Origin of the sequence: Thauera sp. JM12B12 (assembly GCF_039614725.1) — a bacterium.
Taxonomy (GTDB): domain Bacteria; phylum Pseudomonadota; class Gammaproteobacteria; order Burkholderiales; family Rhodocyclaceae; genus Thauera.
In genome coordinates this window covers 3,190,200-3,213,299 of sequence record NZ_CP154859.1, presented here as the reverse complement: position 1 = coordinate 3,213,299, position 23,100 = coordinate 3,190,200, and the positions used below count along the sequence as shown (strand labels likewise).

The 23,100-nt window shown below is 67.3% G+C and carries 25 protein-coding genes; 15 read left to right on the top strand and 10 right to left on the bottom strand.

Features of this window, described 5'->3' with window-relative positions:
- Positions 1 to 62: 62 nt before the first annotated feature.
- Positions 63 to 740 carry a DNA repair protein RadC gene (radC, locus tag AAG895_RS14560; protein WP_345792719.1) on the bottom strand — a complete coding sequence of 226 codons (678 nt, stop codon included), beginning with the start codon at positions 738 to 740 and terminating at the stop codon, positions 63 to 65.
- A 78-nt stretch (positions 741 to 818) separates the two neighbouring features.
- On the opposite strand from radC, the gene coaBC reads away from it, so the two are divergent.
- From coaBC to AAG895_RS14540, 4 genes are all read left to right on the top strand, one after another.
- Positions 819 to 2,006: a bifunctional phosphopantothenoylcysteine decarboxylase/phosphopantothenate--cysteine ligase CoaBC gene (gene coaBC / locus AAG895_RS14555; protein WP_345792718.1), complete on the top strand. Its 1,188-nt coding sequence runs from the start codon at positions 819 to 821 to the stop codon at positions 2,004 to 2,006.
- A 73-nt stretch (positions 2,007 to 2,079) separates the two neighbouring features.
- Positions 2,080 to 2,529 (top strand): dUTP diphosphatase, encoded by a 450-nt coding sequence (gene dut / locus AAG895_RS14550; protein ID WP_345792717.1) that lies wholly within the window; start codon positions 2,080 to 2,082, stop codon positions 2,527 to 2,529.
- The gene (locus AAG895_RS14545) at positions 2,529 to 2,963 is read left to right on the top strand and encodes an NUDIX domain-containing protein (protein WP_345792716.1); all 435 of its coding nucleotides are present in this window, start codon (positions 2,529 to 2,531) and stop codon (positions 2,961 to 2,963) included. Before dut ends, AAG895_RS14545 begins: the two co-directional genes overlap by 1 nt.
- 166 nt (positions 2,964 to 3,129) lie before the next feature.
- A complete protein-coding gene (locus tag AAG895_RS14540; protein ID WP_345792715.1) occupies positions 3,130 to 3,750 on the top strand; it encodes a c-type cytochrome in 621 nt (206 codons plus the stop codon).
- 79 nt (positions 3,751 to 3,829) lie between these two features.
- Here the strand turns inward: AAG895_RS14540 and AAG895_RS14535 are convergent, their stop codons facing one another.
- Together AAG895_RS14535 and AAG895_RS14530 are read right to left on the bottom strand one after the other, a co-directional pair.
- The gene (locus AAG895_RS14535; RefSeq protein WP_345792714.1) at positions 3,830 to 5,110 is read right to left on the bottom strand and encodes an NAD(P)/FAD-dependent oxidoreductase; all 1,281 of its coding nucleotides are present in this window, start codon (positions 5,108 to 5,110) and stop codon (positions 3,830 to 3,832) included.
- Positions 5,111 to 5,127: 17 nt separating this feature from the next.
- Positions 5,128 to 5,427: a c-type cytochrome gene (locus AAG895_RS14530; protein WP_345792713.1), complete on the bottom strand. Its 300-nt coding sequence runs from the start codon at positions 5,425 to 5,427 to the stop codon at positions 5,128 to 5,130.
- Positions 5,428 to 5,685: 258 nt separating this feature from the next.
- On the opposite strand from AAG895_RS14530, the gene AAG895_RS14525 reads away from it, so the two are divergent.
- The 11 genes from AAG895_RS14525 (at position 5,686) to AAG895_RS14475 (ending at position 15,633) form a co-directional block, all read left to right on the top strand.
- Entirely contained in the window at positions 5,686 to 6,045 is a 360-nt protein-coding gene (locus AAG895_RS14525) for a metalloregulator ArsR/SmtB family transcription factor (RefSeq protein ID WP_345792712.1), read from the top strand.
- A 41-nt stretch (positions 6,046 to 6,086) separates the two neighbouring features.
- Positions 6,087 to 7,424, top strand: a complete 1,338-nt coding sequence (soxC, locus tag AAG895_RS14520; protein WP_345792711.1) for a sulfite dehydrogenase — start codon at positions 6,087 to 6,089, stop codon at positions 7,422 to 7,424.
- Entirely contained in the window at positions 7,408 to 8,517 is a 1,110-nt protein-coding gene (locus AAG895_RS14515; RefSeq protein ID WP_345792710.1) for a c-type cytochrome, read from the top strand. Before soxC ends, AAG895_RS14515 begins: the two co-directional genes overlap by 17 nt.
- Before the next feature lie 22 nt (positions 8,518 to 8,539).
- Positions 8,540 to 9,007, top strand: a complete 468-nt coding sequence (soxY, locus tag AAG895_RS14510; RefSeq protein ID WP_345792709.1) for a thiosulfate oxidation carrier protein SoxY — start codon at positions 8,540 to 8,542, stop codon at positions 9,005 to 9,007.
- A gap of 30 nt (positions 9,008 to 9,037) precedes the next feature.
- A complete protein-coding gene (soxZ, locus tag AAG895_RS14505; RefSeq protein ID WP_345792708.1) occupies positions 9,038 to 9,349 on the top strand; it encodes a thiosulfate oxidation carrier complex protein SoxZ in 312 nt (103 codons plus the stop codon).
- A 101-nt stretch (positions 9,350 to 9,450) separates the two neighbouring features.
- Entirely contained in the window at positions 9,451 to 10,254 is an 804-nt protein-coding gene (gene soxA / locus AAG895_RS14500) for a sulfur oxidation c-type cytochrome SoxA (protein ID WP_345792707.1), read from the top strand.
- A 15-nt stretch (positions 10,255 to 10,269) separates the two neighbouring features.
- Positions 10,270 to 10,869, top strand: a complete 600-nt coding sequence (gene soxX / locus AAG895_RS14495) for a sulfur oxidation c-type cytochrome SoxX (protein WP_345792706.1) — start codon at positions 10,270 to 10,272, stop codon at positions 10,867 to 10,869.
- A 126-nt stretch (positions 10,870 to 10,995) separates the two neighbouring features.
- On the top strand, positions 10,996 to 12,714 hold the full coding sequence (gene soxB, locus AAG895_RS14490; RefSeq protein ID WP_345792705.1) for a thiosulfohydrolase SoxB: 1,719 nt from the start codon (positions 10,996 to 10,998) through the stop codon (positions 12,712 to 12,714).
- Between the two features lie 263 nt (positions 12,715 to 12,977).
- Positions 12,978 to 13,232, top strand: a complete 255-nt coding sequence (locus AAG895_RS14485; RefSeq protein ID WP_345792704.1) for a DUF4212 domain-containing protein — start codon at positions 12,978 to 12,980, stop codon at positions 13,230 to 13,232.
- A 13-nt stretch (positions 13,233 to 13,245) separates the two neighbouring features.
- Positions 13,246 to 15,102, top strand: a complete 1,857-nt coding sequence (locus AAG895_RS14480; protein ID WP_345792703.1) for a sodium:solute symporter family protein — start codon at positions 13,246 to 13,248, stop codon at positions 15,100 to 15,102.
- Between the two features lie 147 nt (positions 15,103 to 15,249).
- Positions 15,250 to 15,633 carry a hypothetical protein gene (locus tag AAG895_RS14475; protein ID WP_345792702.1) on the top strand — a complete coding sequence of 128 codons (384 nt, stop codon included), beginning with the start codon at positions 15,250 to 15,252 and terminating at the stop codon, positions 15,631 to 15,633.
- A 60-nt stretch (positions 15,634 to 15,693) separates the two neighbouring features.
- Here AAG895_RS14475 and AAG895_RS14470 read toward each other — a convergent pair whose 3' ends face one another.
- The 7 genes from AAG895_RS14470 to AAG895_RS14440 all read right to left on the bottom strand — a co-directional run bounded on the left by AAG895_RS14470 (position 15,694) and on the right by AAG895_RS14440 (position 23,100).
- The gene (locus tag AAG895_RS14470; protein ID WP_345792701.1) at positions 15,694 to 15,954 is read right to left on the bottom strand and encodes a DUF4212 domain-containing protein; all 261 of its coding nucleotides are present in this window, start codon (positions 15,952 to 15,954) and stop codon (positions 15,694 to 15,696) included.
- 59 nt (positions 15,955 to 16,013) lie between these two features.
- Positions 16,014 to 18,071, bottom strand: a complete 2,058-nt coding sequence (gene fusA, locus AAG895_RS14465) for an elongation factor G (protein WP_345792700.1) — start codon at positions 18,069 to 18,071, stop codon at positions 16,014 to 16,016.
- A 114-nt stretch (positions 18,072 to 18,185) separates the two neighbouring features.
- Positions 18,186 to 19,811: a hypothetical protein gene (locus tag AAG895_RS14460; RefSeq protein ID WP_345792699.1), complete on the bottom strand. Its 1,626-nt coding sequence runs from the start codon at positions 19,809 to 19,811 to the stop codon at positions 18,186 to 18,188.
- Between the two features lie 73 nt (positions 19,812 to 19,884).
- Positions 19,885 to 20,619 (bottom strand): LrgB family protein, encoded by a 735-nt coding sequence (locus tag AAG895_RS14455; RefSeq protein WP_345792698.1) that lies wholly within the window; start codon positions 20,617 to 20,619, stop codon positions 19,885 to 19,887.
- Positions 20,616 to 20,984 carry a CidA/LrgA family protein gene (locus tag AAG895_RS14450; protein WP_345792697.1) on the bottom strand — a complete coding sequence of 123 codons (369 nt, stop codon included), beginning with the start codon at positions 20,982 to 20,984 and terminating at the stop codon, positions 20,616 to 20,618. Before AAG895_RS14450 ends, AAG895_RS14455 begins: the two co-directional genes overlap by 4 nt.
- A gap of 76 nt (positions 20,985 to 21,060) precedes the next feature.
- Positions 21,061 to 21,996, bottom strand: coding sequence for a nucleoside recognition domain-containing protein (locus AAG895_RS14445; protein ID WP_345792696.1), 936 nt, complete (start codon positions 21,994 to 21,996; stop codon positions 21,061 to 21,063).
- Between the two features lie 135 nt (positions 21,997 to 22,131).
- Positions 22,132 to 23,100 carry a DMT family transporter gene (locus tag AAG895_RS14440; RefSeq protein ID WP_345792695.1) on the bottom strand — a complete coding sequence of 323 codons (969 nt, stop codon included), beginning with the start codon at positions 23,098 to 23,100 and terminating at the stop codon, positions 22,132 to 22,134.

Genomic DNA, 23,100 nt, shown 5'->3' with positions numbered 1-23,100 from the left:
CGGAAAATGCGCGTGCGCTCGGCAGTCGGGGGTGCCGCGCCAGGTGATCGGGCAGCGACACGTCAGAGCAGCCCGCGTTCGGCGAATGATACCGGAGAACCGTGTGCCGGGACCACGAAATGGTCGAGCACGCGCACATCGACAAGGCTGAGTGCCTCCTTGAGGGCGCGGGTGAGGAGTTCGTCGGCAGTGCTCGGCTCTGCTGCGCCCGAGGGGTGGTTGTGTGCAAGGATGACTGCGGCGGCATTATGGGCGAGGGCGAGCTTCACCACCTCGCGGGGATAGACCGAGGTCTGGGTGAGCGTCCCGCGAAAGAGATCGACGGCCTCGATCAGGCAGTGACGGGCGTCGAGCAGCAGGATGCAGAAGGTTTCGTGCGGCAGGTGGCCAAGGCGCAGGCGCAGCCAGTCGCGCACGACCTGCGGCGAGTCGAAGAGCGGCCGTGCGCGCAGGGTCTCGAACAGCGCCCGTCGCGACAGTTCCATGACCGCCTGCAGTTGGGCATACTTGGCCAGTCCCATGCCGGGGACCGCCGAGAATTCCTGCGCCCCGGCGGTGCACATGCGGGTAAGGCTGCCGAAGCGCGCGAGCAGCGTGCGTGCAAGATCGACCGCGCTCTGGCCGCGGATGCCGACGCGCAGGAAGATTGCCAGCAGTTCCGCATCGGAGAGCGCAGCGGGGCCGCGTGCCAGCAGTTTCTCACGCGGGCGCTCGTCCGCGGGCCAGTCGGTGATCGCCATTGCGTTTCGGACTCCTGGGGATGCAGGGTGGGCGCCTTGACCACAAGGCATGAAATGCCGAAAGTATAAGTGAATGTCATGAGCATTTTGAAGGGTCGCAGAATCGTTCTCGGGGTCAGTGGCGGCATCGCGGCCTACAAGGCGGCAGAGTTGGTCCGCCTGCTGGTCAAGGGGGGGGGCGACGTGCACGTCGTCCTGAGCGAAGGCGGGGCGCATTTCGTCACCCCCGTCACCTTTCAGGCCTTGTCCGGCAACAGGGTGTGGACCGACCTGTGGGATGCGCGCATGCCGAACAACATGGCGCACATCGATCTCGGGCGCGAGGCCGATGCCATCGTGGTCGCGCCGGCGACGGCGGATTTCCTTGCCCGCTTGGCGCAGGGGCGTGCGGACGACCTGCTCACGACGCTGTGCCTGGCGCGCGACGTGCCGCTCGTCGTCGCGCCGGCGATGAACCGCCAGATGTGGGAGTCCCCGCCGACGCAGCGCAATCTCGCCCTCATCCGTGGCGACGGCGTGACGGTGTTCGGGCCCGGCGCAGGCGACCAGGCCTGCGGTGAGGTCGGCATGGGCCGGATGCTCGAGCCCGAGGAACTGCTCGAGCGCCTGGAGGGCTTCTTCGTGCCCAAGCTGCTCGGCGGGCGCAAGGTGGTGCTGACTGCGGGGCCGACCTTCGAGGCGATCGATCCGGTGCGCGGGATCACCAATATCAGTTCGGGGAAGATGGGGTACGCGCTGGCGCGCGCGTGTGCGCAGGCGGGCGCGGAGGTGGTGCTGGTGAGCGGCCCGGTCAGTCTGCCGGTGCCCGCCGGTGTGCGCTGCGTGCCGGTTTCGAGCGCGCTGCAGATGCGCGACGCGGTGCTCGACGCGCTGCCGGGCGCCCAGGTCTTCATCGCGGTGGCGGCGGTGGCGGACTACCGCCCGCTGGCGACGGCCGAACACAAGCTGAAAAAATCGGCGGATACGATGACCGTGTCGCTGACCCCGAATCCGGACATTCTTGCCGAGGTTGCGGCGCGCGAGGATGCGCCCTTCTGTGTCGGCTTCGCCGCCGAGAGCCGCGATCTGGACGCGTACGCCGAGGGCAAGCGGCGCAACAAGCGCCTCCCGATGTTGGTAGGCAATCTGGTCAGCGATGGCATGGGCGGGGACGACAACACCGTGATCCTCTACGACGATGCCGGGCGTCACCCTCTGCCGCGTGCGCCCAAGGCCGAGGTGGCGCGCGGAATCGTCGCCCACCTTGCCCGACTGCTGGCTGGCTGAGGCAGCCCGCCCTGGATCAGACCCGAATCGCACCTCGTCGCCTCATGCGGCTGGTGCGCAGGAGAGAGACGAGATGCACCGAATAGACGTGAAGCTGCTCGACGAGCGCCTCAAGACCCATCCGCCTGCCTACGCCACCGAAGGTGCGGCGGGTCTCGACCTGCGCGCGTGTCTCCCGGGGCCGATCACCCTCCATCCGGGCGAGACCACGCTGGTGCCGAGCGGCCTGGCGATCCATCTTGCCGACCCCGGTCTGGCCGCGATGGTGTTGCCGCGTTCGGGACTCGGTCACAAGCACGGCATCGTGCTCGGCAATCTCGTGGGGCTGATCGACTCCGACTACCAGGGGCAGATCTTCGTTTCGGTGTGGAACCGCGGTCGGGCGAGCTTCACCATCCAGCCCATGGAGCGCATTGCCCAGCTCGTGGTGGTGCCGGTGCTGCAGGTCGGCTTCAACCTGGTCGACAGCTTCGATGCGAGCGCGCGCGGTGCCGACGGTTTCGGCAGTACGGGGAAGCACTGATGCACCTTGGCATCCCAACCGGCGTGCATGTGCTCTGCGAGCGCGAGGGAAGGCTGCTGCTGATGCGTCGCGCCGGTACCGGCTTTTTCGACGGCCTGTACAGCCTGCCTGGCGGGCACGTCGAACCCGGTGAGTCGATCCGCATGGCTGCGCGGCGCGAACTGCGCGAGGAGACGGGGCTCGAGGTGGCCGAGGCCGATTTGCGGCTCATCGGTGTGGTGCACCGACTCTCGGATACCAACCGGATCGATTTCTTCGTGCGCGCGGAGCGCTTCGCGGGTGAGCCGCGCATCGTCGAGCCGGACAAGTGCGATCGCCTGGACTGGCACGATCGCCAGTGCCTGCCCGAGGCGCTGGTCGGGTACGTGCGCGCTGCGCTGGACGCCGGTGAATCGCCGTGGCTGCTCGAGCTCGGCTGGTCGAGCCGTGCCTGAGATCTTGCCGCCCCTCCGATGAGCGGCGCCCCCCGTCGAGCGCCGGGCGGGTCTGCCGGCGGGTACGACGATCGCGCGTCTGTTCAGTCTATCGTCAAAGTCTTATAAACTCGGCCGCGGGCGTCGGGTGGATGCCCGCATACACGATGACGCAAGGGAGGCGGGCATGAAGGCGTGGAGCAGGCTCTGGATTCTTGGTGCGATGGGGCTCGGCGTGCCGTGGGCGGTGGCGGCGGCGGAATTGCCGAAGGTCGACCTGGCGCGTGCCGCCGAGATCAGCGCCGGACGTTGCGCGCTCTGCCACGGCGCCGACGGCGACAGCTCCTCGCCGCTGTATCCACGCCTCGCGGGCCAGCACCACCAGTACATCGCCAAGCAGCTCGGCGACTTCCAGTCGGGCCGGCGCAAGAGCGACACCATGAACGGCATGGCGCAGGACCTTACCCCCGACGAGATGCTGGCGCTCGGCGTGTATTTCGAGCAGAAGCCGACCAAGCCGCGCGAGGCGCGAGACGCGGAGTTGGCTGCGGTCGGGCGCTTCATCTTCCATCGCGGCAACGAATACTCGGGTGTCGCTGCCTGTGCAGGCTGTCACGGCGACCAGGGGCACGGCACCGACCAGCTGCCGCGCCTGGCGGGGCAGGTGCCGCGCTACATCGAGGCGCAGCTGAAGTCCTTCAACAGCCGCGCGCGCACCAACGACAACGAGATCATGCACTCGATCGCCTCGAAGCTCTCGGAGCTCGAGGTGAAGGCGGTGGCGCTCTACATCAGCACGCTCGACTGAACAGCGGGGCCGCAGGCGCGCGGTAATAAAACGACGGGGTCCCGCGGGACCCCGTCTGCGCTTCGGCGCGCCGTCCGCCTCAGGCCAGCATGTCCGCCCAGATGTTGCGTGCCCAGGCGAGGGCGGTCTTGCCTTCGATCTCGTTGGCGGCTGCGGACAGTCCGCCGGCGCCGCTGACCGGCATCGGCTGGCGCTTGTCGGCGTCGAACTGATGCACGGAGGCGACGTGGATCACGTTCTTGCCGTCCACGAAGCTGTAGCAGGTGTTCATCACCACGGGCGCCGGGTTCGGCGGCAGGCCGGCGGCGAGGTTGAGGATGGCGGCGGCGACCACCTTGCCGTGCTGGTTCGCCATGTGGCCCGACTTCGGCATGGCCGGCGCCGGGAACAGTGCGTCGCCGATGACGTGCACGCCGGGCATGCCCTTGGCCTCGAGGGTGAGCCAGTCGACATCGACCCAGGCGTCGTTCACCAGCTGCAGGCCGGCGGTGGTGGCGATGTTGCCGGCGCGCATCGGCGGGATGACGTTGAGCACGTCCGCCTTGATCGAGTCGAACTCGAGCTCGGCGGTGAGGCTGGCGGCATCGACGCTTTGCAGCGCGCTGTTGGGGACGTACTCGATCAGCGCGCCATAGCGCTCGAAGGCCTGGGTGAAGAGGCCCTTCTTCGATTGAATCTCGCCGTTGGCATCGAGCACGAGCACCTTGGATTTCGGCTTCGCCTGGCGCAGGTAGTTGGCGACCAGGCAGGCTCGCTCGTAGGGGCCCGGGGGGCAGCGGTATGGGGCACGCGGGATGTGCATCGCGAACACGCCGCCGTCGGGCATGTCCTCGAGCTGCTTGCGCAGCAGCGTCGTCTGCGGGCCCGCTTTCCAGGCGTGGGGAATGCGTTCCTGGTTGCCTTCGAGGCCGCCGATGCGGCTGGCGACGAAATCGATGCCGGGCGACAGTACGAGGCGGTCATAGCCGATCGTGCCGTGGCGCGCGGTGGTGACGGTACGCCTGGCGACGTCGATCGCGGTCGCATCGTCGGTGATCAGCTTCACGCCCCACTTCGATTTCAGGTTGTCGTAGCTGACCGTGATGTCCTCGAGCTGCTTGAGGCCGCCGATGACGAGGTTCGACATCGGGCAGGAGACGAAGGCCGGATTGCGTTCGATCAGCGTGACCTCGACCGCGTCCTCGCCCCACATGCGCAGGTACTTCGCCGTGGTGGCGCCGCCGAAGCCGCCACCGACGATGACCACGTGCATGCGTGCCTTGGCCGTCGCCGCGGCGGCGCTGGCGATGGCGCCGGGGAGGGTGCCGCCGCTAGCCGCGGCCACTGCGGCCATCTTCAGGAAATCGCGTCTTTTCAGCATCTTGCTCGTCTCCGTCGTCATTTCTGCTCGGCAAACCAGGCGCTGATCAGCGCGAGCTGCTCGTCGCTATAGCCGGCAACGATCTGGTGCATGATCGTCGCCGGCTTGTCGCCGGAGCGGAAGTCGTTGAGTTTCTGCAGCAGTTTTTCCTTTGGTTCGCCCGCGAGCGACTCCATGCCACCCAGGCTCTTGCCATTCGTGCCATGACAGTTGGCGCAGGTGGCCGCCAGGTTGCGCGCGAGGTTGGGGTCCTGCGCATGTGCAAGGCCGGCGAGGCCGACGATGCCGAGCGCGGCGATCGCTATCTTCAGCTTCACAGTGGTGCTCCTCGGTGGGGAACTGGAACGGTTCGGGCCATGGCGGCCGGCAGCGCCGGCTCCGGCCCTGAACGGCGCGGGAGAGGCGAGTATAGCCCGCAGCCGAGACCCGGATGGCGTCCAGGCGCGTCCTGCGGCGAGTGACTGGGCTGAGGGGTGGGTCATGGTGCACGGCACAAATATAAGCGCTTGACTATATGAGTATATGGTTTTAGATTTGATTCAAGTTAAAAAAATGACCCCATCAAAGAGGCTGATATGGACGAGCTGGAGAAAGTCTTCGAAAGCGCTGCCGAGTATTTCAGCCTGCTGTCGGAACCGTCGCGGCTGAAGATCATGCATTGCCTGTGCGACGGAGAGCGTTCGGTGAACGAGGTGGTCGAGGCCTCGGGTCTGAACCAGGCCAACGCCTCGCGCCACCTCAACATGCTCTACCGCGCGGGCGTGGTCGGCCGACGACGTGATGGGGTGCAGGTGATGTACCGGCTGATCGACCCGGATTTCACCGAGCTGTGCCGGACGGTGTGCGTGCGGATTGCGTCGCGCGAGCACCTCAGCGCGCCTGAGCGCACCGGCCTGCTGAAGTTCGAGGACGACGCGGCGGACAACGACGAGTGAGTTTTCATCGTGCACAGAGACAACAAGGGGAGAGACAACGCATGGCGATGATCGATGCCCGGCCCGGCCGGGTCAGGCCTGCGCCGGAGAACTTCCTGACCGACGAGCAGATCGCGGCGGTCAAGGACGGACGGCGCGATTTTCTGCGCAAGGCATTCCTTACCGCTTCGGCGGCGATGGCGGCGCCTGCGGTGGCGCGCGCAGCGGCGGAGGGCGACCCGGCGATACTGGAGCTGCCGCAGTGGTCCACCACGCTCGGACTGCCGGTCGCCGCCAATCCCTACGGCATGCCCTCGAAGTACGAGCGCGGCCTGCAGCGGCGCGAGAGCCCGGGCCTGACCCGCGTCGGCGGCTCGTCGGTGGCATTCACGCCGCTGCAGGGGCTGTTCGGCATCATCACCCCCTCGGGCCTGCACTTCGAGCGCCACCATCAGGGCTGGCACGACGTCGACCCGTCGAAGCACCGCCTGATGATCAACGGCATGGTCAAGACCAATGCCGTGTTCACCATGGACGACATCATGCGGCTGCCCTCGGTTTCGCGCATCCACTTCATCGAGTGCGGTGCCAACACCGGCATGGAGTGGGGCAACGTCGCGGTGCCCACCGTGCAGTACTCGCACGGCATGCTGTCCTGTTCCGAGTTCACCGGCGTGCAGCTCAAGGACATCCTCGACATGTGCGGCGCCGACTACAAGAAGGGCCGTTTCGTGCTGGCCGAGGGCGCCGACGGTTCGTCGATGACCCGCACCATCCCGATGGAGATGATCGAGTCGGGCGAGGTCCTCGTCGCCTACGGCATGAACGGCGAGATGCTGCGCCCCGAGAACGGCTACCCGCTGCGCCTCGTCGTGCCGGGCGTGCAGGGCGTGAGCTGGGTGAAGTGGCTGCGCCGCATCGAGGTGGGCGACAAGCCCTGGGGGGCGAAGGACGAGGCGGTGCATTACATCGACCTCATGCCCGATGGCCTGCATCGCCAATACACCTCGGTGCAGGAGTGCAAGTCGGTCATCACCACACCCTCGGGCGGCCAGCTGTTGCTCGACAAGGGCTTCTACAACGTGTCCGGCATGGCCTGGTCGGGGCGGGGCAAGGTCGCCCGTGTCGATGTGTCCACCGACGGCGGCATCAACTGGCGCCAGGCGCGGCTCGAGACGCCGGTGCTGTCGAAGGCGGTGACCCGCTTCAACATCGACTGGGTGTGGGACGGCAAGCCCGCGATCCTGCAGTCGCGCGCGGTCGACGAGACCGGCTACGTGCAGCCGAGCTACGGCCAGCTGCGCGCAGCGCGCGGCACCAAGTCGATCTATCACAACAACGCCATCCAGTCCTGGAAGGTGGTCGAGTCCGGGGAGGTGAGCAATGTCCAGGTTCTCTAAGACGCTGATCGCGCTCCTGATCGCCGGTGCGGCCGGCTCGGCCGTGGCCTGGGACCGCTACCCCGGCATCGGTCGCGAGGCCACGCCTGCCGAGGTGAAGGCGTGGGACATCGACGTGCGTCCGGATCTCGTCGGGCTTCCGAAAGGGCGCGGCAACGTCGATGACGGCATGGCCCTGTGGGAGACGCACTGCACGAGCTGCCACGGCGTGTTCGGCGAATCGAACGAGGTGTTCACGCCCATCGTCGGCGGTACCACGCAGAAGGACATCGAGACCGGGCGCGTCGCAGCCCTCGTGACCGGTTCCTTCCCGCAGCGCACCACGATGATGAAGGTGCCGACGATCTCGACGCTGTTCGACTACATCCAGCGCGCGATGCCATGGACAGCGCCGAAGTCGCTGAATCCGGACGAGGTTTATGCGATCCTCGCCTACCTTCTGAACCTGGCGGAGGTGGTGCCGGCCGATTTCGAGCTCAGCGACGAGAACATCCGCGAGGTCCAGGAGCGCATGCCCAACCGCAACGGCATGACCACCGACCACGGCATGTGGCCGGGCGCATCGGCGGCGAAGGGCGGGATCGGCAACGGCGGTACGCCCGACGTCAAGAACGTCGCCTGCATGAAGGATTGCAAGAAGGAAGTCGTCATCGCGTCCGCCTTGCCCGAGTATGCGCAGGATGCGCACGGCAACCTCGCCGAGCAGAACCGTCCGGTCGGGCAGACGCGCGGCAAGCCGACCGCTGCGACGACCGAGAGCGGTGCGCAGGACGCTGGCCAGGGCGGCGCGGCGGCATCCGGAGCGGCCTCCGCCGAGGGCGCAGCCTCCGCAGCGGCAACGCTCGCGCTCGCCAATGCCAGGGGCTGCATGGCCTGTCATGGGGTGGCGAACAAGATCGTCGGTCCTGGGTACAATGAAATTGCACAAAAGTATCAGGGCCAGGCGGATGCCGAAGCCAAGCTCGTCGCCAAGGTGAAGAGCGGCGGCCAGGGTGTCTGGGGGGCGGTTCCGATGCCGCCGCAAGGGCACGTGAAGGACGAGGAGCTGGCGCAACTCGTCAAGTGGATTCTGGAAGGCGCGAAGGCGCAGTAACACCTAAACAAGGAGAGACGGGATGAACCATCAACGCAGGGATACCCTGAAGGCCGGCGGTGGCCTGGGCGTGCTCGGACTGCTGGCCGCGGCCGGCATGATCAAGCCTGAAATGGCGCAGGCCGCATGGAACAAGACCGCGTTCGAGGCCAAGAACATGGATGCGGCCTTCGCCGCCTTCAGCGCCGGCAAACCCGCCGAGAGCGCGGACGTGGTGATCACCGCCCCGGACATCGCGGAGAACGGCGCCGTGGTGCCGGTGGGCGTGGTCAGCAAGCTGCCCAAGACCGAGCAGATCGTGATCATGATCGAGAAGAACCCGAACATGGTCGCCGCCACCTTCACCCTGCCCGAAGGCACGGTTGCCGACGTGCAGACGCGCGTGAAGATGGGGCAGACCTCGGACGTCTATGCCATGGTCAAGGCCGACGGCAAGTTCTACATGGCCAAGAAGGAAGTCAAGGTCACCCTCGGCGGCTGCGGCGGCTGATCCGGAACACAGAGCAAGGAGAGAAAAGATATGGCAAGCCCGATGCGCATTCGCGCCGCCGCCAAGGATGGCGTCACCGAAGTCCGCGTGCTGATGTCCCACGTCATGGAAACCGGCCAGCGCAAGGATTCGTCCGGCGCCGTGATCCCGGCCCACTTCATCACCGAACTCACCGCCAAGCACAACGACAAGGTCGTGCTCAGCGCGGAGTTCGGCCCCTCGGTGTCCACCAATCCCTATCTCGCCTTCAAGTTCAACGGCGGCGCCAAGGGTGACAAGCTCAGCGTGAGCTGGGTGGACAACAAGGGCGACAGCCGCACCGACGAGGTGCAGATCGGCTGACGTCCGCCTGGCCGGCGCATGCCGGCCAGGCCGCAGTCCGTGCGGCTGGCCCGACACCCCTTGAAGGCAGGTAGCAGGGGTACGACCCTGGAGGAGAGACGATGAAAAAACAACTACTGTTCACGGCCGTCAGTGCCGCGATTGCGCTGACGAGCCCGGTGGCGAGCGCGGCGGACGACGAGCTGAACTTCGACGCCTACCGCGAGATGCTGGCCGACGGCAACCCGGCCGAGCTCTACGAGATGGAAGGCGAGGAGCTCTGGCGCACCGCGCGCGGGCCCAAGAACGCGACCCTGGAGCAATGCGACCTCGGCCTCGGCCCGGGCGTGGTCGAAGGCGCGGCTGCGCAGTTGCCGCGCTATTTCGCCGACACCGGCAAGGTGCAGGACCTCGAATCGCGTCTGATGCACTGCATGGAGACCCAGCAGGGCATCCCGTCGGCCGAGATCATCGGCGGCCGCTTCCTGCAGGGTGAGCGCGGCAAGCTCGCCGCGCTGGTCGCCTACGTGGTCACCCATTCCAAGGGCAAGCCGGTCGCGGTCGATCTCTCGCATCCCAAGATGAAGGAGATGTACGACATGGGCGAGCGCGTCTTCTACTACCGCACCGGTGTGATGGACTTTGCCTGTTCGTCCTGCCACAGCCAGGACGACAAGCGCATCCGCGCCACCCGGCTGCCCAACATCACCAAGCCCGAAGGCGCGGCCGAAGGCTGGAGTTCGTGGCCGGCCTACCGGGTATCGAACTCGCAGTTCTGGACCATGCAGCACCGCCTGTGGGATTGCTTCCGCCAGCAGCGCACCGCCGAGCCGGTGTTTGCGTCGGACGTGACCATCGCGCTGTCGGTGTTCATGGCGGGCAAGGGCAATGGCGCCGAGGCCAAGTGGCCGGGCGTGAAGCGCTGAGAGGGGGATGACCACATGAAGAAACTGTTCCTTGCCCTGCCGCTCGCGCTGGGTGTCTCCGTCGCAAGTGCCGACGAGCTGCAGACCAAGGTCGAGCAGATGATGGTGAGCTCCTTCAAGGCCAACGGCATCGCCAGCCTCGATCGCCAGAAACAGGACGCGGTGCAGAAGGCCTGCTCCAGCCCTACGCCGCCCGACGCCGAGACCATGAAGAAGCTCGAGGCCGCCGAGATGGCCACCATCAAGTGGCCGACCGACGGCAACTTCACCGGTGGCGACTGGAAGGAAGGGCAGAAGATCGCCGCCAGCGGCCGCGGTCTGACCTGGACCGACAAGACGCCCGACAACAATGGCGGCGGCTGCTACAACTGCCACGCGATGGACCCGAAGGAAGTCTCCGAAGGCACCATCGGCCCCAGTCTGGAGGGCTACGCAAAACTGCGCGGCAACTCGGAAGAGGTGGTGAAGTACACCTGGGGCAAGCTGTGGAACTCCAAGGCCTACAACGCATGCAGCGACATGCCGCGCAACGGCTTCGGGGGCATCCTCACCGAAGAGCAGATCCGCCACGTGATGGCCTACCTGTTCGATCCCGCCTCGCCGGTCAATCAATAAAGCGCGCGCAGCGCGCCGCGTGAAGCGGGCCCGCGGCCTCGGCCCCGGGCCCTTCTTTCATCCCGAGTGCGGAGGGGAGGCCTTCCCGCGTCCGCGCTCCCAGCATGCAAAGGTATCGCCATGTCGATGAACCGTCGTGAATTCATGCAGTTGCTCGCCGTCGCGGCGGCCGGCGGCATGAGCCTGCATTCGAACTTCGCGCGTGCCGAAAAGGCCGCCGAGGCACTCTACGACCTGCCGCCCTTCGGCAACGTCAGCCTGCTGCACATGACCGACTGCCATGCGCAGCTACTGCCGATCTATTTCCGCGAGCCCAACGTCAACCTCGGCGTCGGCAGCATGCGCGGCAACGCGCCGCACATCGTCGGCGAGGGTTTCCTCAAGCACTTCGGCATCAGGCCGGGCAGCATCGAGGCGCACGCCTTCACCTACCTCGACTTCGTGGAGGCGGCGAAGACCTACGGCAAGGTCGGCGGCTTCGCCCACCTGGCCACCCTGGTCAAGAAGATGAAGGCCAGTCGCCCCGGCGCGCTGCTGCTCGACGGCGGCGACACCTGGCAGGGCTCGGGCACCGCGCTGTGGACGGACGCGCAGGACATGGTCGACGCCTGCAAGCTGCTCGGCGTGGACGTCATGACCCTGCACTGGGAGTCCACCTACGGCGCCGAGCGCGTCAAGGAGATCGAGGAGAAGGACTTCGCCGGCAAGATCGACATCGTCGCCCAGAACGTGAAGACCACCGACTTCGAGGATCCGGTCTTCAAGCCCTACGTCATCAAGAACATCAACGGCGTGCCGGTGGCCATCGTCGGCCAGGCCTTCCCCTACACCCCGATCGCCAACCCGCGCTGGCAGACGCCCGACTGGAGCTTCGGCATCCGCGACGAGGACATGCAACAGGCGGTGGACGCCGCGCGCGGAGAGGGCGCCCAGGTGGTGGTCGTGCTGTCGCACAACGGCATGGACGTGGACCTCAAGATGGCGAGCCGCGTCACCGGCATCGACGCCATCTTCGGCGGCCACACCCATGACGGCATGCCGGCGCCCACCGTGGTCCAGAACGCCGGTGGCAAGACGCTGGTGACCAACGCCGGCTCCAATGGCAAGTTCCTCGGCGTGATGGACTTCGACGTCAAGGACGGCAAGGTCGCCGACTTCCGCTACAAACTGCTGCCGGTGTTCTCCAACCTGCTGCCGGCCGACCCCGAGATGGCCGCCTTCATCGACAGGACGCGCGCGCCCTTCCTCGAGAAGCTCACCGAGAAGCTCGCCGTCACCGAGGGCCTGCTCTACCGCCGCGGTAACTTCAACGGCTCGTGGGACCAGCTCATCGTCGATGCGCTGATCGCCGAGAAGGACGCCGAGATCGCCTTCTCGCCCGGTTTCCGCTGGGGCACCTCGCTGCTGCCGGGCGACACCATCACCATGGAGCACCTGCTCGACCAGACCGCGATCACCTATCCGTGGACCACGCTCACCGAGATGAGCGGCGAGATGATCAAGACCATCCTCGAGGACGTCGCCGACAACCTGTTCAACCCCGACCCCTACTACCAGCAGGGCGGCGACATGGTGCGCGTGGGCGGCCTGCAATACACCTGCGACCCCAGCGCGGCGATGGGCAAGCGCATCGACAACATGATGTTGAAGGGCAAGCCGATCGAGGCCGGCAAGACTTACAAGGTCGCCGGCTGGGCGCCGGTGTCGGAAGAGGCCAAGGACTCGGGGCCGGCGATCTGGGACGTGGTCGCCAGCTACCTGCGCGCGCAGAAAGTGGTCACCCAGCGCACCCTCAACCTGCCCACGCTCAAGGGCATGGACGGCAACCCGGGCGTGGCGATCTGATTCCGATCCGCCCCCTCCCGTCGACTTCCGCATACCTGAGTTGGACGCGCCCGCTGCCGTGAAGGATCACGGTCGCGGGCGCCGTCGCTCGTCTGTGCGACGGGGGCGGTGGCGGTCGGCAGGCGCACTTTTCAGCTTTCTGTAAGGTGCTGTAAGCGATAAGTAAGACTGATTTTTCTATAATCGCTCCACCTTTGCATGGCCGGGTTCGCCTCGTCCGCGCTCATGCGATGGCTGTGTTTCACATATATCGAGGAGACATGATGGAAAACAACAGCAAGACGTACTGGGGAACGGTACTGAGCCTGCTGACCAAGATCCTGATCATCTGGTTCGTGGTCTCGTTCGGTGCCGGGATCCTCTTCGCGCCAGCCCTCAACAGCATCTCGTTGGGTGGCTATCCGCTCGGGTTCTGGTTCGCCCACCAGGGATCGATCTACATCTTCATCGCGCTGATCTTCTATTACGCGAAGAAGATGGGCGACATCGACCGTCAGTTCGACGTTCACGAAGAATAACGAGGGGAGACTCATGGATCTTCAAACCATCACCTACCTGGTGGTCGGCGCGTCCTTCGCGCTGTACATCGGCATCGCCATCTGGGCGCGCGCCGGTAGCACCAGTGAGTTCTATGCCGCGGGCGGCAGCGTCCACCCGATCACCAACGGCATGGCCACCGCGGCCGACTGGATGTCGGCGGCGTCCTTCATCTCCATGGCCGGCCTCATCGCCAACATGGGCTACGGCGGCGGCCTGTTCCTGATGGGCTGGACCGGCGGCTACGTTCTGCTGGCGATGCTGCTGGCGCCGTACCTGCGCAAGTTCGGCAAGTTCACCGTGCCGCAGTTCATCGGCGACCGCTTCTACTCGAAGACGGCCTCGACGGTGGCGGTGATCTGCCTGCTGACCGCGTCGCTGACCTACATCATCGGCCAGATGACCGGCGTTGGCGTGGCGTTCTCGCGCTTCCTCGGCGTGTCGAGCGAAACCGGCATCTACCTCGGTATGGCGATCGTGTTCATGTACGCGGTGTTCGGCGGCATGAAGGGCATCACCTACACCCAGGTCGCGCAGTACATAGTGCTGATCTCGGCCTACCTGGTGCCGGCGATCTTCATCTCCCTGCAGCTCACCGGCAACCCGCTGCCGCAGCTCGGCCTCGGCTCGGACATCTCGGGTACCGACATGACGCTGCTGGCCAAGCTCGACCTGGTGGTCAAGGACCTCGGCTTCAACGAGTACACCACTTCGATGCCGGGCAGCATGCTCAACATGTTCATGTACACCTTGTCGCTGATGATCGGTACCGCGGGCCTGCCGCACGTCATCATGCGATTCTTCACCGTCCCGACGGTGAAGGACGCGCGTAGCTCGGCGGGTTGGGCGCTGGTCTTCATCGCCCTGCTGTACACCACCGCGCCGGCTGTTGCCGCGATGGCCAAGCTGAACCTGCACGCCACGGTGAACCAGGGCGTGGGTCTCGAGACCACTGCTGCCGGCAACCTGGTCGTGAATCCCGAGAAGGTGACGGCGAACGCCGACCTGTATGCGGCCGAGAACAGCCTGCAGTACGAGCAGCGTCCTGACTGGATGAAGCGCTGGGAAAAGACCGGCCTGCTGAAGTTCGAGGACAAGAACGGCGACGGTCGCATCCAGTACTACAACGACAAGACCGCCAACGCCGACGCCAAGGCCAAGGCCGAAGCCGCCGGCTGGAAGGGCAACGAGCTGACGGTCAACGCCGACATCCTCGTGATGGCGAACCCGGAAATCGCGCTGCTGCCCAACTGGGTGATCGCGCTCGTGGCTGCCGGTGGTCTGGCTGCGGCGCTGTCGACCGCTGCCGGCCTGCTGATGGCGATCTCGTCCGCGGTTTCGCATGACCTGATCAAGGGCGTGTTCAACCCGAACATCAGCGACAAGAACGAACTGCTCGCAGGCAAGATCTCGATGGCGGTCGCCATCGTGATCGCGGGCTGGCTCGGTCTGAACCCGCCGGGCTTCGCCGCCGGTACGGTTGCGCTGGCCTTCGGTATCGCCGCTTCCTCGCTGTTCCCGGCGATCATGATGGGCATCTTCTCCAAGAAGATGAACAAGGAAGGCGCGATCGCGGGCATGCTGGCCGGCCTGTTCATCACGCTGTTCTACGTGTTCGCTCACAAGGGCATCTTCTTCGTGAAGGGCACCGAGTACATCGACCTGATCGGTGGCGCGAACAGCTTCTTCGGCATCACGCCGGAAGCCTTCGGTGCGGTGGGCGCGATCGTGAACTTCATCGTCGCCTTCGTGGTCGATAAGGTCACCAAGGAGCCGCCGGAGCACATCCAGCACATGGTCGAAGCCGTGCGTATCCCGCGCGGTTCGAAGATGGTGGATGGCGCCCACTAAGCGCTAGCGTCAAACACGGGCAGCGTCGTCCGGCATCCAGTGCCGGACGACGCGACCGGGGCCCCGCCGGCAGCATTGGCGGGGCTTTTCTTTTTGTGGCACCTTGCCTGTCTGGCAAACATCCACCAGCACGCAGCGGAGTAGCACATGATCTTCAACGCAAGCATCGCCCTGAACTGGATCCTCTTCCTGGCCCTGTTCCCGATCGCCTTCTTCTGGTTCCGGCGGGCATGGCGCATCCTGTTCCGGCGCGACTTTTCCGAGGTGGCGCTCAAGCGTGGAATGCCGCCGGCCGATCCGGCGCGCTTTGCGCCCTACACCCTTGCGATCAACCTCATCGGTGGCGGGGTGGTGCTGTTCACCATTTTCGGCATCGTGACCGGGACGATGGACTTCGACACCTGGACGGCGACGGCCGGGGTCACGATCTGGTTCAAGTTCTTTGCCGACTACATCCTGAGCCGCCACGCGCACCCGATCGTGCCGAAGCGAAAGAAGCTCGAAGACGCGGAGCCGACCGCGCCTAAATGAAACGCACGGATCCTTGCGCCCGCCCCCAGGATCGGAACGGACGGGGCACGGCGCGGTAGCTCAGCGTCTGGCGCCGTAGCGGTACTGGCGGTCCATGCGGTTCATCACGAACACGTAGATCACGATGATGACCAGGTAGATCAGCAACGAGCCCTGGGCGAACAGATAGAAGCCGAGCGGAAAGCCCAGGAAGCTCACGGCGTTGAGCTCGGCGGCGAAATAGCCGCCGACGAAGGTCACGCCGAACCAGACGCCGAGCAGCGTCAGGGTGAGGGCGAGGTTGCGGCGCCAGTAGGCGCGCTGTCGTTCGTCGATCTTCATCGCTGTGAATGCGCGCGGTGGTGGTCCGGCCGCGCAGGGCCGGACCGGCGAGGCGTTCGTCAGTGCGCGCCGTTGCCGTTGCCACCGCTGCCGTGGATGCGGGCAAGTTCGGATTGTACGTCCTGAGGCGCCGGTTCATGGCCGCCCGCCTCGAGCACGAATTCGCTCTCGCCGGCGCAGATCGCCTTCAGCCGACTCTCGAAGCCCTCGAGCGCCGCCATCGGCACGCGCGCCGAGATCAGCGTCCAGCCCGGCGCCGGGCTGTCGGTCGCGGTGAGCCGTCCGCGCCGTCCGGCGAGCTCGGCGCTCACCTCGCCGAACAGCGCGTCCGCCACCTTCACCTGCACGTCGAGCAGCGGCTCGAGCACGATCGGTCGCGCGCCCAGCACCGCCTCGATCAGCGCATGACGACCCGCAGTGACGAAGGAGACCTCGTTCGAGTCCACCGCATGGTGCTTGCCGTCGGTGATCACCACCCGGATGTCCTGGAGCGGGAAGCCGGCGAGCGCACCCTCGGCGAGCGCCTGGCGTACGCCTTTCTCGACTGCCGGCATGAAGTTGGTGGGGATGGTGCCGCCCTTGACCTCGTCGCCCAGCTCGATGCCCGCACCGCGCGGCAGCGGCTCGACGCGCAACGCCACCTCGCCGAACTGGCCCGCGCCACCGCTCTGCTTCTTGTGGCGGTAGCGTGCCTCGGCGACGACGGTGATGGTCTCGCGGTAGGGAATGCTCGGAGTCGCGGTGTCGAGCTGGAGGTTCCAGCGTGCGGACAGCTCCTCGAGCACGATCTTCAGGTGCTGCTCGCCCAGGCCGCGCACGACGGTGCGGCGGTGGCGCGCATCGAAGCTGACTTCGAGGCAGGGATCCTCTTCCATCAGGCGGGCGAGCGCCTCCGAGAGCTTCTGCTCGTCGGCCGGCTTGCGCGTCATCAGCGCGAGGCCGAAAACCGGCTGCGGGAATCGGGTCGGCGCAAGATGGTAGAAGTCCTCGTCGTGCGAGTCGTGCAGCACCGCGTCGCGCTGGATTTCGTCCACGCGCGCCACCGCGCACAGGTCGCCGGGCACCGCGAGCGGGGTCTCGACCGCGTTCTTGCCCTGCATGCGCAGCAGGTGGGCGACCTTGAAGGGCTTGCGACCGTCGCCGACGTAGAGCTGCGAGTTGGGCGTGACCTGGCCCTGGTGCACCCGGAACAGCCCGAGCTTGCCGCGATAGGGGTCGTTGGCGATCTGGAAGACGTGGGCGACGACGTGGCGCTCGGGGTCGAGCGCGACCTCGACCGGCTCGGCCGCCGCCCCTTCGCCCTTCAGGAAGGCGGGCATGTTGGCCTCGGTGGGGTCGGGGGCGAGCTTGCCGAGGATGTCGAGCAGCTCGCGCACGCCTGCACCGGTGCGCGCGGAGACGAAGCACACCGGCACCAGATGGCCTTCGCGCAGGGCCTGCTCGAACGGGGCATGAAGCTGCTCGGGGTCGAGCGACTCGCCCTGCTCGAGGTACTTCGCCATCAGGTCCTCGTCGAGCTCGACGATCTGGTCGACGATCGCATCGTGGGCGGCCGACACGCTCGAGAACGCGGTGGCGGCGGCAGCGTCCGGGGCGAAGAAGCAGTCGATCACGCGGCCGCCATCGGGCGCCGGCAGGTTGATCGGCAGGCACTCGCGGCCGAAGGTCGCGGCGATCGCGTCCATCAGCCCGGCCAGGTCGGCCGCGGCGGCGTCGATCTTGTTCACCACGATCATGCGGCACTTGCCGCGCGCGGCGTCCATCATGCGCCGGGTGCCGCTCTCGATGCCGGCCGCGGCGTTGATCACCACGGCGGCGGTATCCGCGGCGGGCAGGGCGAGCAGGGCGCGGCCGGCGAGGTCGGGCAGGCCCGGGGTGTCGAGCAGGTTGATCCAGTGTCCCGCCCACTCCAGATGCACCAGCGCCGCGTGCAGGGAATGGCCCATCGCCTTTTCCTGCGGGTCGAAGTCGGCGACGGTGTCGCCGCGCTCGACGCTGCCTGCCGCGCCGATCTCGCCCGCAGCCGCGAGCAGGGCCTCGACGAGCGTCGTCTTGCCGCCGCCGGCGTGGCCGAGCAGGGCGAGGTTGCGGATGTCGTGTACCGAGCTGGGTGTCATGGTGATCCTCGCTGAGGGTTGAATGGCCTCAAGTGTCCGCCTGCCGTGATGCGAAGGCAATGCGTTAGGTCAATCCGCGCGGCGATCGGGGCGGGCGACTGACGAGCGGCGCGCTCATGCGCTGCGCAGCCCTGCCCGGCGGGTGAACAGGATCGCCAGCAACGGCAGCACGAGCCCGATCAGCGTCACCGTGAGCAGCAGCGTGCCCAGTTCGCTGTAGTCTGCCGGCGTGGTGATCGCCCCGGTGGCGGGGTCCTTGACCTCGCGCGCGATCGTGTGGAGCTGGTTCAGGTACTTGGTGCCCAGCTGCGAGGCCGACAGCGCGAGGTTGGTGAAGGAGGCCATCACCGCGAAGAAGGTCGCCTTGAGGTGTGCTGGCGCCGAGTTCGCGATCCACGCCAGCATCGGCACCATCGACACCTGGCCGAGCGGGGACTCGAGCGCGGTGTTGGCGATGGCGATGAAGCGCGCATCCACCACGCCGCCGGTGTGCGCCGCCGTCCATTCGTGCAGGCCGTGGAACATGCCGATGATCGGCAGCGACAGCGCGGTGGTGGCGAGGGTGAGGAAGATCACGATCTGCGCGATCGACTTCTCGGCCATGAAGCGGCGGAACAGGAACAGCCCGGCGAGCGTCAGCGTGCTGGTGATGAGGTCCAGCCGCGACAGGAAGCTCTGGTCGAAGCCGAGTTCGTCGATCATCCACCAGCTCGCCCCGGCGCCCGGGCCCGGCAGGGCGCGGAAGGCGAAGATGATGATCACGGTGCCGAGCAGGGTGCGCGCGGCCTCGGGCGAGAGCTCGCGCAGCAGGCGGCTGATCATGAAGCCGATGATCGCGAACGAGGTCGCGAAGATGATCTCCTGCCCGTACCTGAAGCCCGACAGCCCGACGCCGATGGTGAGCGCGACGAAGACCGCACTGCCGCCGAGGATCCACCAGTTGGGCGGGGTCTTCTCTTCCGGGTCGTGGAGCAGGCGGTCGATCTCGGCGCGGCTGCGTCCGAGCGCGGCCAGTCGCCTGGCCTCGCGGCGCTTGAGGAAACCACCGAGTAGCACGCCACTCACCGACAGCGCCGGAATGATCAGCGCGAGCTCGTAGATGCGCAGGTAGATCGCGACCTTGTCTGCCTCGGGCAGGGCCTCGGAGCCCTGGAACATCGCCACGTTTGCCAGCGAGACCAGCACCGTGCCGCCGATGATCGCCACCCGGCCGAGCATCTGCATGGTCGTGTGCATCAGGCGGATGGTGTCGGGCGGGATCGGCGCGCCGCGCGCATCCAGCCGCGGCACGGCCTCGACCGTCATCGCGTCGGCCACCGCGTCCTGCATCACGTAGCCGACCGGCGACAGCAGCACCGACAGCACGAACCAGGCCTCGATCGGCATCACCGCGCGCATCGCGTCCGGGCTGCCGATGAGCCCGATCATGATCAGCAGGCTGGCGGCGATCAGGCTGGCGCCCAGATAGACCAGCCCGGCCTTGTAGCGCCACATCAGGTCGACCAGGTGGCCGATCGGCATCTTCAGCGCCCACGGGATGCCGGCCCAGAAGCCGAGCGCGGCGAGGAAGGCGGCCGACAGGCCGAGGTAGTCCTTGACGAAGAAGGTACCGACGATGCCGGTGAGGCCGGACACCCCCGCCGCGCAATACACCATCAGCGGCGGCAGGTAGGAGAGCCGCATCTCGCGGCCGAGCTCGAGCAGGTTGCGGTCGATCCAGCGGTAGATGGCGTGCAGCACTTGGTCGGCCCCTCGTCGTCGGGTCTGGTCGGGTTCTGGCGGTTGCGGCAGCGCGCGCGCCCGGGGGCGGGCGTCAGCCGGCGAACAGGCGCTCCACCCAAGGCATGATCCATGGCAGGGACAGCGCGGTCAGCAGGCCGTTCAGTCCCATCGCCAGCGCGGCGAATGCGCCCGCCTGCTCGCTGACCTGGAAGGCGCGCGCGGTGCCGATGCCATGCGAGGCGAGGCCGATCGCGAAGCCGCGCACCGCGTGGTCGTCGATGCGCAGGCGATTGAGCACGGTGCGGCCGGCCACCGCGCCGATGATGCCGGCGCTGATCACCAGCACCGCGGTCAGCGAGGGCAGGCCACCCAGGCGCTCGGCCACGCCCATGGCGATCGGCGTGGTCACGCTCTTGGGGGCGAGCGACATCAGCGATTCGCGGCTGGCACCGAGCAGTGCGCCGATGCCCCAGGCCGACAGCGCCGCGGTCAGCGACCCGGCGACCAGTGCCAGCAGCAGCGGGCCCGCCATCGCCTTGAGTCGCGGCCACTGCGCATGGAGCGGAATCGCCAGCGCCACCGTGGCCGGGCCGAGCAGGAAGTGCACGAACTGCGCGCCGTCGAAATAGGTCTGGTAAGGCGTGCCGGTGACCAGGAGGAGCGTGGCGAGGATGGCCACGCTGATCAGCACCGGGTTGGCGATCGGATGGAAGCCGGCGCGCTTGTAGAGCCAGAACGCAGCCTGGTAGGCGAGCAGGGTGAGGGTCAGGCCGAGCAGCGGCGTGGTCGACAGGTAGACCCAGATTTCCTCGAGGTTCGGCGTCATCGGCCGGGCTCCTCCGTGGGGGTGTTCCGTCGCCTGCGCGTCAGCGCCGCAAGCGCGAGCGCGGTCACGGCGATGGCGAGGAAGGTGCTGAGGAAGAGCGCAACCAGCAGCGGCAGCCACTCCGCCGCGATGCGGTCGCCATAGAGCACGATGCCGGTGCCGGCAGGCACGAACAGCAGCGACAGGTGCTGCAGCAGCGACCCGGCGGTCTGGCGCAGATCCTCGCCCGGGCCGCCGCGCAGCATGAGGGCGAGGAAGAGAAGCGCCATCCCGATCACCGGTCCGGGAACGGGCAGGGCGAGGCCGCGGGCGATGACCTCGCCGACGAGCTGGAAGACGAGAAGCAGGGTGAGGGCGGCGATCATGAAGTGCTCCCTGGGAGAGTGGTCTCGCCGCTGCCGTCGTAGCGGGCGGCGCGGCGACGGTGGGGCCGATCCGCGCTCACAGCAGTCCGTGCCCGATGCTGCGTGCGGCGATGCCCACCACGGCGCCGAGCGCGGCCGGCTTCCACACCGTGGCCACGCGTCGTCCCGCGGAGATCAGCACCGCGACGCCGGCGACGTCGAAGGGATGGATCAGGAATCCGGCGCTGGCGTTGAGCGTATCCACCGTGGTCGTGCCCGCCTTCAGCATCTCGTCCATCACCCCCATCATCGCCGTGCCGCCGGCGATGTACTTGGTCAAGGTCAGCAGGATCAGCGCCGGGTCGAGGTCGAAGGCGCGCAGCGCCGGGGTGAGCAGCTGGGTGAGGGCATCGATGCCGCCGCTGGCACGCAGCGCCATCACCGCCACCAGCGCCAGCACCAGCATCGGAATCGCGCCGACGGAGATCTTGAAAGCCTCGGCGCCGGCGCGGTTGATGACGTCGAGCACGCCCTTGGCGTCGTCGGCGACGCGGTGGTGCAGGGTCTCGTCGAGCGGTGCCTCCACGGCGGAGAGCGCGCGGCCGAAGCCGTGGTAGGTCACTGCCGCCGCCACCAGGCCGCCGATCACCGACAGCAGCAGCGCGGGGCCGAAGGCCAGCCCGATCGCCGCCATCGGGAAGGTGACATTGGCTTGCGCCATCGCCATCACCATCGCCAGCGTGGCGGCGAGATGGCGGTCGGAGGCGCCGCGGCCTTCCATCATGGTCAGCGTGGCGACCGGCGCGGCGAAGCTCACGAGGTTGATCTGCAGCGCGGCGAACACGCCCAGCCCGCTGAGCCCCAGCGGTCGCAGCAGCGGGGCCAGGCGCGCGACGACCCAGTCGAGCACGCCGCGTGCCTCGAGCAGACGCATCAGAGAAAGCATCACCACCATGATCGGCAGCAGCACGAAGAGCGCCAGTTCCACGCCAGAGCGGCCGGCCTGAAGGATGATTGCGGTGAACTGGTCCATGGTTCGGCTGGGTCTCGAGAACGCGGATGTTGCTGTGCAAAACAGGCGGCATCATAGCGCGCCGGCGCAGGGCGCGGCGCGGGACGGCGGGACATTCGCCGCCACAAGGGGGGCGATTCCCGGCCGCAGCCGGCCTCAGCCGGTGGAGCGGGCGGCCTGGGGGCGGAACACGCGCACGCCGCCGATCACGCCCAGGATCAGCAGGGCGATGCCGCCGCCTTCGGCCAGCGTGGGCCAGCGGCCGTACCAGATGAACGCGTAGAGCAGGGCGGCGAGGGTCTCGAATACGATCAGCTGGCCGACGAGCGCAGCCGGCAGCAGCTGGCTGGCCTTGTTCCACAGCATCGTACCGAGCCAGGATGCGGCCAGCCCCAGCAGCAGACACATGGCTACGAAGAGCATCGGCCGCGGGCCGAGCGGCCAGGCGAAGCGCAGGCCGGCGCTCGCGAGCTGACCGTCCCACGCCCAATAGGCGAGCCCGGCGATGACGGCAACGGGCAGCGTCGCCAGGCCCTGGGCGGTTGCCCAGGCGCGGGCGAGCCCGGGGCCGCGCGCACGCAGCCAGCGGCTGTTGCGGATCGGGTACCAGGTCCAGCACGCCAGCGCGCAGAGCGCGAAGCCGAGGCCGACGAGGTAGTCGGTGCCGGCTTCGTCGCCTTGGGGAGCGGCGTTGTCCGCGTGCACGGCGAGCAGCCCGCCGAGGATGAGGGCGAGCGGCAGGGCGAGCTTTACCCAAGGTACGCTGTCCTCGCCGCTGCGACGGCGGTCGAGCAGGTTGGCGCTCACCGCGATCACCACTGGCAGCGTGCCGATGATCAGCGTGGGCACCGGCGCGCCGGCGAACTGGATCGCGCTCGCCAGCGTGGCGTAGTAGAGCAGGTTGCCGATCAGCGCGAGCTTGGCGGCCTCGATCCAGTCGGCGCGATCGAGTCGGGCGAGCGCCCGACGGTCGAGCCAGGCCAGCCCGAGCGCCAGCACGCCGAAGGCGAGATAGCGCCCGACCGCAAGCATGAAGCCCGGATAGTCATGGAGGACCAGCGGGGTCAGGAACACCAGGCCCCACAGCAACCCGGCGCCGAGCGCGGCGGACAGGCCCGCGAGCAT

What these genes read in the sequence shown, in the direction of transcription:
- radC (WP_345792719.1), bottom strand. Translation starts at nt 740, where the DNA reads ATGGCGATCACCGACTGGCCCGCGGACGAGCGCCCGCGTGAGAAACTG.
- coaBC (WP_345792718.1), top strand. Translation starts at nt 819, where the DNA reads ATGAGCATTTTGAAGGGTCGCAGAATCGTTCTCGGGGTCAGTGGCGGC.
- dut (WP_345792717.1), top strand. Translation starts at nt 2,080, where the DNA reads ATGCACCGAATAGACGTGAAGCTGCTCGACGAGCGCCTCAAGACCCAT.
- AAG895_RS14545 (WP_345792716.1), top strand. Translation starts at nt 2,529, where the DNA reads ATGCACCTTGGCATCCCAACCGGCGTGCATGTGCTCTGCGAGCGCGAG.
- AAG895_RS14540 (WP_345792715.1), top strand. Translation starts at nt 3,130, where the DNA reads ATGAAGGCGTGGAGCAGGCTCTGGATTCTTGGTGCGATGGGGCTCGGC.
- AAG895_RS14535 (WP_345792714.1), bottom strand. Translation starts at nt 5,110, where the DNA reads ATGCTGAAAAGACGCGATTTCCTGAAGATGGCCGCAGTGGCCGCGGCT.
- AAG895_RS14525 (WP_345792712.1), top strand. Translation starts at nt 5,686, where the DNA reads ATGGACGAGCTGGAGAAAGTCTTCGAAAGCGCTGCCGAGTATTTCAGC.
- soxC (WP_345792711.1), top strand. Translation starts at nt 6,087, where the DNA reads ATGGCGATGATCGATGCCCGGCCCGGCCGGGTCAGGCCTGCGCCGGAG.
- AAG895_RS14515 (WP_345792710.1), top strand. Translation starts at nt 7,408, where the DNA reads ATGTCCAGGTTCTCTAAGACGCTGATCGCGCTCCTGATCGCCGGTGCG.
- soxY (WP_345792709.1), top strand. Translation starts at nt 8,540, where the DNA reads ATGAACCATCAACGCAGGGATACCCTGAAGGCCGGCGGTGGCCTGGGC.
- soxZ (WP_345792708.1), top strand. Translation starts at nt 9,038, where the DNA reads ATGGCAAGCCCGATGCGCATTCGCGCCGCCGCCAAGGATGGCGTCACC.
- soxA (WP_345792707.1), top strand. Translation starts at nt 9,451, where the DNA reads ATGAAAAAACAACTACTGTTCACGGCCGTCAGTGCCGCGATTGCGCTG.
- soxX (WP_345792706.1), top strand. Translation starts at nt 10,270, where the DNA reads ATGAAGAAACTGTTCCTTGCCCTGCCGCTCGCGCTGGGTGTCTCCGTC.
- soxB (WP_345792705.1), top strand. Translation starts at nt 10,996, where the DNA reads ATGAACCGTCGTGAATTCATGCAGTTGCTCGCCGTCGCGGCGGCCGGC.
- AAG895_RS14485 (WP_345792704.1), top strand. Translation starts at nt 12,978, where the DNA reads ATGGAAAACAACAGCAAGACGTACTGGGGAACGGTACTGAGCCTGCTG.
- AAG895_RS14480 (WP_345792703.1), top strand. Translation starts at nt 13,246, where the DNA reads ATGGATCTTCAAACCATCACCTACCTGGTGGTCGGCGCGTCCTTCGCG.
- AAG895_RS14475 (WP_345792702.1), top strand. Translation starts at nt 15,250, where the DNA reads ATGATCTTCAACGCAAGCATCGCCCTGAACTGGATCCTCTTCCTGGCC.
- AAG895_RS14470 (WP_345792701.1), bottom strand. Translation starts at nt 15,954, where the DNA reads ATGAAGATCGACGAACGACAGCGCGCCTACTGGCGCCGCAACCTCGCC.
- fusA (WP_345792700.1), bottom strand. Translation starts at nt 18,071, where the DNA reads ATGACACCCAGCTCGGTACACGACATCCGCAACCTCGCCCTGCTCGGC.
- AAG895_RS14455 (WP_345792698.1), bottom strand. Translation starts at nt 20,619, where the DNA reads ATGACGCCGAACCTCGAGGAAATCTGGGTCTACCTGTCGACCACGCCG.
- AAG895_RS14450 (WP_345792697.1), bottom strand. Translation starts at nt 20,984, where the DNA reads ATGATCGCCGCCCTCACCCTGCTTCTCGTCTTCCAGCTCGTCGGCGAG.
- AAG895_RS14445 (WP_345792696.1), bottom strand. Translation starts at nt 21,996, where the DNA reads ATGGACCAGTTCACCGCAATCATCCTTCAGGCCGGCCGCTCTGGCGTG.
- AAG895_RS14440 (WP_345792695.1), bottom strand. Translation starts at nt 23,100, where the DNA reads ATGCTCGCGGGCCTGTCCGCCGCGCTCGGCGCCGGGTTGCTGTGGGGC.